General features: G+C 39.8%; 8 protein-coding genes. 2 read left to right on the forward strand and 6 right to left on the reverse strand.

The features are described from left to right. Positions 1 to 97 precede the first annotated feature (97 nt). From ODU50_RS01325 to ODU50_RS01350, 6 genes are all read right to left on the reverse strand, one after another. The gene (locus tag ODU50_RS01325; protein ID WP_031929417.1) at positions 98 to 181 is read right to left on the reverse strand and encodes a 23S rRNA methyltransferase attenuator leader peptide ErmL; all 84 of its coding nucleotides are present in this window, start codon (positions 179 to 181) and stop codon (positions 98 to 100) included. Positions 182 to 229: 48 nt separating this feature from the next. Next, the gene (locus ODU50_RS01330) at positions 230 to 463 is read right to left on the reverse strand and encodes a peptide-binding protein (RefSeq protein ID WP_020220349.1); all 234 of its coding nucleotides are present in this window, start codon (positions 461 to 463) and stop codon (positions 230 to 232) included. 102 nt (positions 464 to 565) lie between these two features. Beyond that, positions 566 to 6,487: an SNF2-related protein gene (locus ODU50_RS01335; protein WP_398581286.1), complete on the reverse strand. Its 5,922-nt coding sequence runs from the start codon at positions 6,485 to 6,487 to the stop codon at positions 566 to 568. A 48-nt stretch (positions 6,488 to 6,535) separates the two neighbouring features. Beyond that, positions 6,536 to 7,087: a hypothetical protein gene (locus tag ODU50_RS01340; protein ID WP_105152238.1), complete on the reverse strand. Its 552-nt coding sequence runs from the start codon at positions 7,085 to 7,087 to the stop codon at positions 6,536 to 6,538. Then, positions 7,071 to 7,262, reverse strand: a complete 192-nt coding sequence (locus ODU50_RS01345; protein ID WP_024376811.1) for a calcium-binding protein — start codon at positions 7,260 to 7,262, stop codon at positions 7,071 to 7,073. The genes ODU50_RS01340 and ODU50_RS01345 overlap by 17 nt, the downstream gene beginning before the upstream one ends. Next, positions 7,263 to 12,158: an SspB-related isopeptide-forming adhesin gene (locus ODU50_RS01350; RefSeq protein WP_105153141.1), complete on the reverse strand. Its 4,896-nt coding sequence runs from the start codon at positions 12,156 to 12,158 to the stop codon at positions 7,263 to 7,265. It lies immediately after the preceding gene. Positions 12,159 to 12,438: 280 nt separating this feature from the next. On the opposite strand from ODU50_RS01350, the gene ODU50_RS01355 reads away from it, so the two are divergent. Both ODU50_RS01355 and ODU50_RS01360 read left to right on the forward strand, forming a co-directional pair. Then, positions 12,439 to 13,029, forward strand: a complete 591-nt coding sequence (locus ODU50_RS01355) for a type IV toxin-antitoxin system AbiEi family antitoxin domain-containing protein (RefSeq protein ID WP_105153142.1) — start codon at positions 12,439 to 12,441, stop codon at positions 13,027 to 13,029. Then, positions 13,026 to 13,871 carry a nucleotidyl transferase AbiEii/AbiGii toxin family protein gene (locus ODU50_RS01360; protein WP_203181332.1) on the forward strand — a complete coding sequence of 282 codons (846 nt, stop codon included), beginning with the start codon at positions 13,026 to 13,028 and terminating at the stop codon, positions 13,869 to 13,871. Before ODU50_RS01355 ends, ODU50_RS01360 begins: the two co-directional genes overlap by 4 nt. The last annotated feature ends 152 nt before the right edge of the window (positions 13,872 to 14,023 follow it).

Consider the following 14,023-nt stretch of genomic DNA (forward strand, 5'->3'; position numbering starts at 1 on the left):
GTAAATAAATACAGAAGTTAAATGATTTGTTTGTAATTTTAGTTATCTGTTTAAAAAGTCATAAGATTAGTCACTGGTAGGAATTAATCTAACGTATTTATTTATCTGCGTAATCACTGTTTTTAGTCTGTTTCAAAACAGTAGATGTTTTATCTACATAACGCATTTGGAATACCAACATGACGAATCCCTCCTTCTTAATTACAAATTTTTAGCATCTAATTTAACTTCAATTCCTATTATACAAAATTTTAAGATACTGCACTATCAACACACTCTTAAGTTTGCTTCTAAGTCTTATTTCCATAACTTCTTTTACGTTTCCGCCATTCTTTGCTGTTTCGATTTTTATGATATGGTGCAAGTCAGCACGAACACGAACCGTCTTATCCCCCATTATATCTTTTTTTGCGCTGATTGGCGTATCATTTCGTTTTGCTTTCTGTGCGCCTAAATTTCCCACGATCTCTCACTTCTTTCTATTTCTTCTTATTCTTATTTTATCATCAACAATCACAAATCACTTGTGATTTGTGATAAGTGATTTGTGATTTGTGATTTGTGATTAATATATCACATTCTTTTTTATTTTGAATGTCCGCAAAATCCGTCCTACATCAGACGGCCTCCAGGGAACGTCTAAATGGTGGACTGCTTTCATACGTGATTGGACGTTTAATCCTGTTCCCCCTTTTTCCGTAGAAGCCATGAGAATCCGTACTTCTCCGCTATTGACCTTTCTAGACAGTAAGTTTTTCTTTTCATCAGTATTGGCATCATGCACAAAGGCAATTTCTTCTTTTGGTATCCCTCGATCGACCAGCAAGTCCTTAAGTTCATTGTAGACATCAAACCCTTCTTCCTTACTTTTAGGGGTTCCAATATCTGAGAAAATCATCTGAGTGGCTTTGTATTCAGCTCCTTCACGGTAAATCCGCTCGACATTATCGACTACTTGAAGGATTTTCTGATTATCCGATAAGGAGTAAGCAGGGTCAATCAACCGCATATCAATGGCTAGTTTTCTGGCTTCCCCGGTTATCTTTAACATATTATCTCTACTTGGATCGACACTACCTGACTTGATAGCGTCCGAACGCTCTACCAGCTCTTCTAAATAGTATTTCTGAGCTTGCGTTAACTCGCTTTCCACCGCAATAATCTTAGCTTCAGGTACAGGTAAGTCAAGCATATCTGAGGTCTGAATATCGGCAGTTTCCTTATAGATTCGCATGAGTTCAGGCAAGTTGACAAATTTCTTAAACCGTTTCTTAGGTTGGTATTTATCACCTGTCGGGGCTAGTTCCATGGAGTTTTCGATATTCCCAAAAGCCCCAACCCACGAATCAAAATTGGATACCTGGTATCGCTCTAAAACATCAGGTTGAATGTAATTCATCATGGTGAAAAGTTCACTAATAGAGTTAGAAACTGGTGTTCCTGTCGCAAAAACGACATTTCTATCTCCATGCTCTGCCTGAACCTGTCTCACCTTCATCTCCATGTCTACGTTCTTTTTTGAAGTCGTGTTGGTAATGCCGGCTACATTCCCAAGTCCAGTGATTGGACGGATATTCTTGAAGTGATGAGCCTCATCCACAAAGAGAAAATCAATGCCAAGGTTTTCAAATTCGATAAAGGTATCTCGCTCTAGTTTTTGGAGTTCTTCCAACTGGTGCTCCAATCCCTTAATCGAACGCTCCGCTTCTTTCACCGTATAATCAGAATCACTTCCTAGCTTGATTTCTCTGAGTTGCTCAAGTTTGTCATTGATATAGGTGACCTGTTTTTCACGACTCATCGGTATTTTCTCAAACTGGGAATCCCCAATGACAATCGCATCATAATCCCCTGTAATAATCCGAGACACAAACTGCTTACGTTTGGCTTTGGCAAAGTCTTTCTTAGTGGTCACATAGACTTTTTTGGTTGGGAAGAATTTCATGATTTCTTGACCAAACTGAGCAGTCAGACTAGACGGCACCACATAAAGTGGTTTATGTACCATTCCGAGTTCTTTCAGTTTGAATCCTGCCCCAAGCATGGTCAAGGTTTTTCCAGACCCTACCTCATGGGCTAGTAGGGCACGTTTTTCCTCCACAATTCGTTGAATGGCATTCTTTTGGTGAGGACGTAAGGAGATATTCTGGGCAAGTCCATCAATGGTTAAATGACTACCATCATAGGACTTTGATACTGTACGATTGTAGAGCCTATTATAGGTGTCTTCAATCATTTGTTGGACTTCTGGATACTTTGCTACAAAACCTTGAAAGAGTTCTTGTAGGTGTGTTTCCTTGGCACGTAGGACCGTTGTTTTCTCCACATCTGTCACATTCTTTTTCTTATCCCCTTCGACAACTTGTTTTGTGATGGTTGGTTGATTGGAATTCAGGAGATTTTCAAAGATTTTTCGACCACTATCATAGCGTGAAGCAGGGACACCTAAACTCCTATCCGTTGCGTTGGAATAGGTGTAGGCAAACTTAGATTGGTAAGTGATAACCCCGTCAATGGGACTGACTTCTAGGACTGTCGCTACTTCTTGGTCTGACAGTTCATAGGCTTTCCCCATAAAGGTTTCTTGGGCAAATTTTCCGTAAATAGACAAAGGAATCCAGCGTGAACCGATTCGATAATCAATGTCTGCTAAAGTAATGCGTTCTGGTTTGACTGTTTCTAGAAGTCCTGCATAATGCGGCCAGTTAAAGTCCTGATTGTCTTGTTTGACAAATAGGTCCACCACTTCTAACTTGCTAACGACATCCCCTGACAGAAAGTCTTGGCGAGAAACATAGGTCAGCTCCCCATTCAAATACTTCTCAGGATCAGGCATAATGAGGTCACCTAATTCCTCAATCAAGGTCATCTTCGATTCAACCTGATAGATGGACATCATATAATCGAAATCAACACCTCGTCCGTCAGCCAAGCTCGAATTTAAGGCATCAAGGGCAGTATGTACCTTTTTAACCTCTTTTTCGGGACGCACCAGAGCCTTCTCAAAGGCAAGGGATTTAGTATAGATAACAGACTTTCCACTTGGATCCAGACGTTCATCTTCCAAACTAGCAAGAAGCGAATACTTATCATCACTATCAAAAAGATTGCGGTTCACTGCACTGTTCAAATACCCATAGTGTTTGACAAAGCTATCATAGGTACGATTGAGTTTGCCTAACAAATAGTTAAAAGTCTTCTTATCATAGTCATAATGGCGTTGAATGGCAATGACCTCTTGGTAAGCATTGCGAATATCGACCATTCCTTTGATTCGTGCCACTTCTTTATCAGACAAAGGAGCTTCATAGAAAACTGTCTTTTTATAATAACCCTTAAATTGTCCACGTTTGGCTGTATCATCGGTCACATAGACATCTAGAGCAGTGTTATCAGTCACTTCTAAGGCATTAAAGCGATCAATCTGCTTTTGAGAATGTTTGGTGTCCCATGCTTTGAAGTTGCCCTCTTCATCGACATAGTAACTGATTTCTTCCGTCTTGGTTCCGACTCGAATGCCTTTATTATCTCGATAGTAGACCGTAGCACCCTGGTAACCAAAACTGTACTGACCCAGATTCTCCCTCATTTCAACTGGAATGGAGGTATCAATGACTTGTTTAATCAACACATCTGGGTTAATGATGACTTCATTTCTATGAATCTCTCTTGGGGCTTTTACTTGATGTAGAGCTGCTTCAACACTTTCAATCAAGTCATCACTAGTCCCCTTAACAGAAAGTGTTCCACCGTTAAAGTTTCTAACCTCATAGGTTCCTAGCACTTGGCTATTGTATTCTCCATCAAAGTAAGGATTGAGCCAAATGCGACTATCCTTCTCATAGCGAATAGAACCTGAAAAGGCTAAGTCATCTGCCACATATCCCTTGTCTAAGTGTTTCTGGAAGAATAACATATCCGTTGTGACACTCGTTCCTGCAATGGCCTTAAAGGCAGAATCAGGCAGTCGAACCCCACCAAGAAATTCAGTTGTCTCACGAATATCTTGGAGGATATTTTCTGTTCGCTTATCCATAGTTCCTGTGGAAGAGATAATCGCTACTTGTCCACCATCATGGACCAAATCAAGTGACTTTTTGACAAAGTAATCATGAATCATGTAAGGCCTATCGTACCTGTTATCCGCAATTCGTATATTGGCAAAGGGCACATTTGAAATCACCAAATCAAAACTATTGTCGTTAAAAGCCACCGTCTCAAAGCCCTTAATTTCAATGTGACTATTTGGATGAAGGTGTTTGGCAATAGCTCCTGTAATGGTATCTAATTCCACACCATATAACTCACTCTTTTCTCTTAAGTGTTTGGGCATAGCCGCAAAAAAATTCCCTGTTCCCATGGAAGGATCTAGAATTTTACCACCTGTAAAACCATCTCTTTCCAACTTATCCCACATCTGACGGATCAAGGCTGGGTCTGTATAATAGGCTGTCAGAGAGGACTGTTTCATATCCGAATACTCTTTATCAGTGACTAGGCTTTTCAGTTCTTCTCGTTTCTTAGAAAATTTTGGATTATAGTCATCAAAAAATTCATTGGCTAGTCCACCCCAGCCTACATATTTGGCAAGGAGTTCTTGTTCACTTGGTGAAGCATTGCGGTGCTCTACTTCTAGATTTTTTACCAAACGAATAGCCGCAATGTTTGTCTCAACCTTATCTCTAGCAGTCTTAGGATAAAAGTCCGTCATATCTTCTGGAAAATAAAAGTCCGTTACTGGAATCTCTGGAATTGATTCCCCTAAATTCTCAATAGGACCTTGGTTGTTTGGTTGGACAACAACATCATTGTTAGGTTCCTCTACACTACTTGGTTCCAATAGTCCAACACTCTGAACTGGCTCCTCTTCCAGAAATGAAAAAAGATTTAGTTCTTGGTCCGCTTCTTCTAACTCTGTTTGTTTTTCTGCCTTTGGCTGATGAAGTGCCTGACTGACTTCTTCCCAGGTCCTCAAATAAAGAACTGGATTTTGTTCAATGATATCCGAAAAATCATTAACTAACTCAATCCGAATCAAACCGTTCAATCGAGCATCACTGACCGACACGACCTCAAAGTCCTGTCCCTTATAGGAAACCAATGACCCCAGAGGATAAGTGTCCAATACTCTCTGGACTAGTGGATTTTCCGCTAACTCTTCATCAACCACTACTTTCGTCTCAGCTTTCTCTAGCTTCCTTTTCCAATCTCTAAGGGTTAAATCTGGCTGATTAATCTTATCCTTTTCAAAATGCTCCGCGTCTTCTCTGCTAAGTTCTTGGTGTAAAAAGGCGTAGGCAACTTGTCGCAGCTCTTCAATGGAAAGCTGGCTACCAAAGAAAAATTCAACCTTTTCATGGCTTAGTCCCATTTGGAGTAGTTCTGTCGCAAGGGCTAGTTGAGTTACCGAGGCTTTGGGATAACCACCTAGTAAAGCAAGGTCCGCATTTTTCAAACGAAAACGACCTGCCGCATCCAATAAAATACCGACTTGGTCTGATTCAAACTGAGATAGCTCAATCCCTAGCTGAGTCAATTTTTCTTGATTTTCTATCCTAATAGCTCGTCCAATTTTTTCTAATTCCTTTTCTTCGATTATAGTCAATGTTCTTTTCAACTCATAGGGACTGCCATCAGCTTCTAGATAGGTAAGTAACTCCTCGCCCTCAAAGACTGGTGTCATTTCCATTTCAGTGTCAAAATCACCTCGTTTAAAACTTGGGACTTTGGAACGTTCATTACGAATTTGGTCAAAATATGTTAGAATCTCAAATTTACGTCGTAAAGATAACTCTTCATAGGCAGGCAGATGACTGGTTTTTCCAGTTCGGATATCCAAATGAGACAAATCTACGTCCAAACTAGCAATAATCAAAGAGCCATCTTCTCTAAAAGATATTGCTTGATTACTACTCACTTTGTGCTCATCAACAGTTTCTTCATTTTCTAGAACAGTTTCATCAGCTCTTGTTTCAAGCTCAGGCTCGTAAGTCAATAGAAACTGCTCAATATCTCGGCTGATTCGATCCGCTAAATTATTAGCTACACGATACACATTGACCAAATTAGCTCCCCTACTCTTTTGTAATAGAGAATCTGGTGAAATAGTTTGGTAGTGTCCATTTGAGTCTAATAGTTGAAAACGAGTGGCCAGATTGAACAAGGCCACTTCAATCACCAAGTCTTTTTCAGACGGCGATAGTTTGTCGAGTTTTTGGAGACCAGTTTGGCCGAAAACTTGTGTATAGGTCAATAGATCATGAGCAGTATCATAAGGACTAGCCTGGACAAAAGCTGAAACATCTGTCTCAAAGTGAAGTACCTGAACAGATCTTTTGATTCCCTGCCTATTGGTCATAAACTGACGAATAAGACTATCCCACTCCTCATCAAAATGCTCTGCTTGGTAATATAAAAATGCCTCAAGCAGGGCTCTATCACGAGGAATGATGGCTCTCATCATTTGTAGTAAGACTTCTTGATTCATTTTCCCTCCCATTTTAAAAGGGCTGAGAGTTTTTCTCAGCCCTTTGCGTTAATCTAGGACCAAGGCTCGTTGGTCTCTTTCTTGTGGAATACCTTCCATTACAGTTGCCACATAGTGTTGTAAGAAATGACTTTTCTGGTCTAGTAAATCTTTTTGCAAGGCAAGGTGAACCAAATCTCCAAAATAATCCTGACTGGAAATAGCCAAGTCCTGTTGAATCATGGCCTGTAAGGTTTCAAGGCTAAGTGGTGAATAATCGTCACTATCCAAAACCTCATACTGTTCCAAGGTGTCTGAGAGACTATTTGAGGACATTAAATCCATAATAAAACTAGAGCCTTCACCTGTTCGGTACAGCTTTTCCAGAATATCAGTCATATCAGCTTTTACTTCATCCTGATAACTATCAACTTTAACTCGTAGCTTATCACTAATCAAGGATAGGTCATCCTCATCCATATAATCTTGATAAACCTGATTGAGGATTGTTCTATCAGAAATACTTAATTCCAAAGAGAGAAAGGCTTTGATAAACTCTTGGTAATCGACCTTCTCCATTTCAGACAAAGCCTCTTTCATGGTGTCAAAGTTCCAAGCCATCACACAACTCCTTTTGTGGGACTAGTGGTGAATGTCCAGATTGTAGCTCTTCTAAATCAGCTTGACCATCACCATCTGTGTCAACAGACTGCGGATTGGTTCCGAAAGCCAGTTCCTGAGCATCTGTCAAACCATCTTGGTCTGAATCCTTTTCATAAATAGTTTTTGGATTCATCTACTTCTCCTCCTTTTTCTTCAGTCCATAAGCCGTACCAAGTAGAATACCAGCTCCAATCAAGCCCAAAAGGGATTCCTGTTCCCCTGTATTTGGCAAAATGCTTGCTGGAATAGGCGGTTCAATAGTCTCAATTGGTGGTTGAGGTGGTGTGGGTTGATTTGGACTTGGTTCTTCAGGTTGAGGTGTATGTGTTACAACTGTATTTGAACTGATGACATAGCCATTCACTGTATGAAGGTAGGTATTCTCCACCTGACCAGTCGCAATCCGTTTCATTTGAAGGTATACATCTGCCTGAAAGGCTGAACCATCAGAGATAGTCTCTAAAAAGGATTTATCAAATGAAATTGACACTAGGCCATTTTCTGTATCCACCTGTTGCAAGGTATATTTCGTGACTTCTGTTCCCTCTTTTAAGACAGAACCGTCTTTGAGGCTGACATCCGTCATCAGATAGCTGCGGTAAACACCATTGTACTCATCATGCTTTTCATCATAGTTATCTTCAAAACCATATTCAAATAAATCAGTCGCACGATTGCTTGAAATCAATGCTCCAACCAAGCGATAGTTAAAGGTTTGATGCAAGGCCACTTCTTTCCCGTCAAGGCTGGCATCTTTATGAGACAAGTCGATCACCACATCTTTTTGTGGGTCTAATTTTGGAACATTATTCACCACTGTTTCCGTGACATAGGCCAAGCCAAAATCAATCTGATAGGCTGTATTTTCATACTGACCACTTGTTTTGGTCAACTCATTTTTTACCGTCATCGGAAGCGTGACAACTAAGGTTTGACCAGTCTTCACATAGGTATCATAATAGGCTTTTGGATCATCGCTACTAAGGACCTGAATGGCTCCTTTAGGTGTAAACTGACGTTTAGCCATGGCATCTTGAACAACTTTCGGAGCTTCTGACAAACTAGCGTAGGTGCTGACAGAGATACCAGATACACGATTGCCATCCTTATCCAAAACTTGAATGCCATCAGGATTTAGGGTAAGGGCTTCTTCTGGGTAATCGTCTACCATGTAAAATCCCTTGGCAAGAACATCATCCGTCACGACCATGTCCTTGTATTGATTGTAATCCAAAACAATTTTGTAATAATTGACCGTATTCGGAAGGACAGTCTTTCCATCAATTGACATGCCTTCTTGATTGGTATTAGACTTATGTGGAGTTACTTTAGGGACAAAATTGGTCACCGTGTTGGTTACATAAGCTTGGCCAAAATCCACCTGATAAGCCACATTTTCATAAGTCTTCCCTGAATTAAGCATGGTTTCCAAAACCGTCATCGGAGTGACAATGGTAATATTCTCCCCCTTAGTCACATAAGATTCAAAAAAGGCTTGTGGGTCCTCAGGCATAAAAACTTGAAAAGCTCCTTTAGGCTGAATTTTTTGTTTCGAAAGGGCTGCTTGTAGCGTTTTAGGAGCTTCTGATAATTGAGAATAAGCCTTCACCGTGATTCCTGAAACTGTTTTGCCATCAGATGTGACAAACTGAATAGCTGCTTCATCCGGCAATAAAGCTTCTTCTGGATAATCATCCACAAAGTAAAAACCTTGTGCAATCTGAGAGTTGTCTGCTTTAATCCCTCGGTATTGGTCCAAGTCCCATGAAAGAGTATAGTGATTTTGACTTCCCACTAGCATGGGCTTCCCATTGATGTCTACTTTGTCTTTATTGAGGTTTTGTTTCTTGGGTTCTGGAGAAACAAGGGTGTTGGTCACTTCCTTGGTTTCATAGCCATTGCCGAAATCGACTTGATAAGCCTTGTTTGTATAGGTCTTTGTCTGACCATAGAGACTATCTTTCACCGTCATTTTGGTCAAAAGAGCTAAAGAAGTTCCTGTTTGAACATACTGGTCATAAAAGGCTTGGTTGTCATCCGGCATAAAGACTAGAAAGGCACCTGTCGGTGTAATCTTAGCACGAGCTAATTTATCTTGAAGGTCTTTAGGGGCTTCATTTAGTGAAGCATAGTTTTTAACCGTTATGCCTGATACCTTCTGACCGTCAAGGGTTGTAACAGCTGTGCCATTTTCCACCACATCGAGCACTTCCTCTGGGTAATCGTCCACAAAGAAGAAGCCTCGTGCAATTGTCTCTTTAGCAGAACGATCTCCCTTATACTGGTCCAAATCCCAAATCAATCGGTAGTGATTGTTTGTGCCAAGGGCTACGACCGTGTCATTAATGAGGACACCATCCGCATTTTCATTGTTTTTATCTGGTGTAATGAGTGTAGTTGTCTCCCCATCACCTGGTGTACGAACCGTTACAACATTTGAAGTAACTGTGTAAGTATTGGTTGTGCCCTTGTTCAAAAGGAGTTTGTAACTATTGGAATAGGTTGCCCCATCATTTTGAACAGAACCATAGAGTTTTGGAGCAGTCAGTTGATAAACCTTAGTTAAATCTTTATTAACCTCCTGCAACAAGGTTTCCTTTGCAGTTAAGGTCACAAAATTCTTAGTCTCATCAAAGCTAAGGACATAGTTTCCATTCTCTTTTTGTGTTGTTTCCTTATCAAATAGGTAACCAGCAGGCAAGTAGTCCTCAAAAATGAGACTAGTCGTTTGGGCACGATTGGGCGATAAGGCATCAACTGTTAAGGGATAAATCACCGTTGAATCTTTTGCGACAGTTTTCTCATGAAGATTAGCTTGGTCACTATTGACCACTTCTTTCATAATCTCTGGAGTTGTCGTCAAACGGTACGCATGATAATGGACAGTGGGAACTTGTAGTGGCGTTGGAAGTTCTTTTGGAATAGGTTTGACAGGTAAGGTTACTTTGGTCAAGGACAGACTAGGCTGCACTACTTCTTCCAAAGGCTTTGGCGTGAAGGTCACAGGCTTTTCTGGTGTAAAAGTTTTTGGTGTATAGATATCTGGTGTTACCGTAATAGGTTCTGGAATGGGTTCAAGTTCCACCGTTACATGAGGTTTGGGACTATATGGTTTTACTGTACGTGCCACTGGTAGGGTATTTAAGGCAAACCAGTATGACAAGCCAACATTCTGTGGCATATCGCCTTGGCCAAAGGTTACTGTGTAGGTATTACCTGATGTAACTGTTGAGACAATAGCTCCTTTATAAGCATAACGACTTGATGTGGTATCCCATTCCTCAGGTAAATTCAAATCACTTGCACGGTTGGAACCCAACGAACGGGCCAGACCTTCATTAGTCACTTGAACGGTAGAACCATTAATCGGTACAAATTTCCCAGATGAATCTTTGACATATTCTAAACCAATGTCATTATGATTGAGGGAAGAGTGTGTGAAGACTCCTGGCTTTTCTTTGGAGAAGGTAACTTGTGAACCGTCTTCCAAGAAATACTTAGCAACTACACGAAACTCCATCTTGTCTGTTCGCCAGTCACCATTTCCATCATTTCGATAGGCAATGAAGCCCTCGGTAGGATCATTTGGCACAACCAGTTTCACAGCATCGGTTCCAGCTGGCGATACAAGGTTGGTAATAGCGTAAGTCACACGACTAATCTTTTTCCCATCAAATCTTGCATTTTGAAGATTTTGATAGTTAAAACTAAGGGTCTCACCTGTTTTGAAGCTATCATAGACAAAGAATCCAGTTGAATCCAAAATTCTTGAGTAGCCACCCAGCATAGCATCACCAGTTGAAATGATTTGATTAGGATTTCGGGTAATGGCTCCATGTTGTGCTTGTGGCTCACCGTTATTGAGATTGAGGGCTTGAGCAAGGGCTTCAGAAATATAACCTTCTTCACCTTTTGAAATCTCGGCTAAGTCACGTTGATAGCGTTCCATTTCTTTGGCATTGTAGGCATCAATCGCTTCATTTTCTTTTCTGGCTGCAGCTTCTTTTTCTTGATTGCGTTTTGTAATAGCTTCAATCTCGGCTGCTCGATCTGAAACTAATTGTTGTTTCTCCTGATTCGCTTGATCTACTGCGGCTTGACCTGCACGGTTTTCAGCATCAACAGCTGCTTGACCAGCCTGATTACGCCTTTCAATGGCTTCATTACCTGCCTTTGCCTTAGCAAGTCCAGCTTCATTTTCTTTTTGAATGGCCTGGTTTTTCGCAACAATATCATCTGTCTTGGCTTTCTTTATTAGATAATCCGCTACAGCTTGCTTGTTAGTTGATTGAATACTTTCAACACCCTTGCCATAGTTTGTATAGTCAAGTACAGATGTCCCATTTCCTGATGAAAATACTTGTTCTTTTACTGTCACATCAGCATCTGCATACCGAGTTTTTAGGTCATTGACTTTGGTATCAACCCAAGCATTTGTCTCTTTACCAATTAGATTGGCCCCTTCGTAGGCCTGTGTCAGCTCCTTATTTTCTTGTTCAATTCGGACTTTTTCATCCTCATAAGCTGCTTTGTCAGCTTTGTAGGTTTCAGTAACTTCATTGATAACCTCAACTTGTTTTTGGGCATCTGCTTCTGCTTTAGAAATTTGTTGGTTGGTTTCAGTCGCAGAAGTTGTATTTCCCAAATCCATTGGGCTATCTTCAACAGTAGAAACACCTTCAGCCTTAGCTTCTTCAACTGCTTGTGTTACCGTATCATGTGGTACGGTGACAGCAATCGCACCGTTAGATTGTCCAGTTGACCCTAAACTTTCAGTTTGTTCAGAAACAGGGTTTGGTTGTGCTTCTGGTAAATTCGTGGCTGGATTTTCCGTTTGTTGAATAGTGCTGTCAACTGATGTTGTAACTTCATCAGCATGTGCAACCGTCCCTCCCCAAGCAACAACAGCGGTCACCATGGTTCCAAGGGCAACTGAACATAGAGTACGGTATTTTTTACTCTTGCGAAAGACGTGTTTCTCGCCTTTTTCCTGATTGACAAGAAAGTGATGATTACATGTTTTGGTCATAAATAGTCCTTCTTTTCTTTTTTATGTAGCAACAAACTGTCACTCTTTATTAGATACGAGGGCGTTAAACGAGCACGACAAAAATAGGAGTTTTGACGAAGAACTTTCCGTTCTAGGAGAAACTCTCTTTTTTGTACAGCTCGTAGCCCAAGTTCAATACCATCATAAAAAAGAAGGCTTGATTTTGTTATCACAATAAGTTCAGGGAAAAGAAAATGTTGCTTTTGCACTACAAATGTTGTAAAATTGTAGTGTAAAAGCAACATAGAAAGGAGTAAGCATGTCAAAAAAAGAGATTCTACTTGAATTTATAGAAAACCACAATGGTATTATCACCTATAAAGATTGTAAAGCTCTAAATATTCCAACAATATATTTGACAAGACTAGAAAAAGAAGGAATTCTATACCGCGTCGAAAAAGGAATTTTCCTAACCCAGAATGGAGACTACGACGAATACTACTTCTTTCAGTACCGATATCCGAAAGCTGTTTTCTCATATATCTCAGCGCTTTATCTGCAACAATTTACAGATGAAATTCCTCAATATTTTGACGTAACCATTCCTAGAGGTTACCGTTTTAATACTCCTCCAGCTAATCTGAACATTCATTCCGTTTCTAAGGAAAATAGCGAACTAGGAATTACTCTTGTAAAAACCCCTATGGGAAACGAGGTAAGAGTGTATGATTTAGAACGTATTATCTGTGATTTTGTGATTCATCGAGAAAAAATAGATACTGAGCTTTTTGTCAAAACACTTCAACATTACGGAAACTATTCTAAAAAAAATCTTACAAAACTCTATGAATATGCGACAAAAATGAACACCTTGGACAAGGTCAAACAAACTCTGGAGGTCCTAGTATGAATAAAGCTAAGCTAACAGCACTCTGTCATAAAATATCAAAGAATACTGGATTAACCTTTAATTCCGTGATGACCTATTACTTTCTTGAAGTGATTTTGAAAAAATTAAGTCAGAGTACCTATTCAAATCACTATATATTCAAAGGAGGATTCCTACTGTCAAATGTTATCGGAGTTGAATCTCGTAGCACGGTTGATATTGATTTTTTGTTCCATCAAATAACACTCTCAGAAGATACTGTGAAGCAGCAACTCAAGGAAATTTTAGCAGATTCCGAAGAAGGTATATCTTTTGTGATTCAATCAATCACAGCTATTAAAGAAAGTGATGACTATGGTGGCTATCGCGCAACAATTTCGTGCCAGCTTGAGAATATTAAACAAGTTATCCATTTGGATATTGCGACAGGTGATGTTGTAACTCCTCAGCCGATTACATACGACTATAAAGCTATTTTTGATGAAGACAATTTTCCAATCATTGCTTATACAATTGAAACAATTCTAGCTGAAAAACTTCAAACCATCTATTCACGTAACTTCTTGAACAGTAGAAGCAAAGATTTTTACGATGTTTATATTCTTTCAAAACTGAAGAAAGAAGACATTGACTTCATTCAGTTGAGAAATGCCTGTCAGAGAACATTTTCATATCGCGAAACAGAACTCGATTTTATAAAGATTATTGAACTACTCGAGAGGTTCAAATCTGACCCTATTCAGAATAAACAATGGCAAAATTATTCAAAAAAATATAGCTATACAAAAGGGATTTCACTTGCAGATGTTCTTGATGAGATGATTCGTCTCATAACAGTTCTCATTTCTATAAATTCTGATTAATCGTGACAAAAAAAACACAAAAGATGAGGCTGGGCAAAAACTAGCTTCTCACATATAAAAAACGAGCAATTCCAATTAGGAGTTGCTCGTTTTCCACTTCATGCTTTATAATTATAATAACCACAAAACAACTAGAAAGGCATGAAAATGTA

It is taken from the genome of Streptococcus sp. 2020WUSS084 (assembly GCF_044427445.1).
In the GTDB taxonomy this organism is placed as follows: Bacteria; Bacillota; Bacilli; order Lactobacillales; family Streptococcaceae; genus Streptococcus; species Streptococcus suis.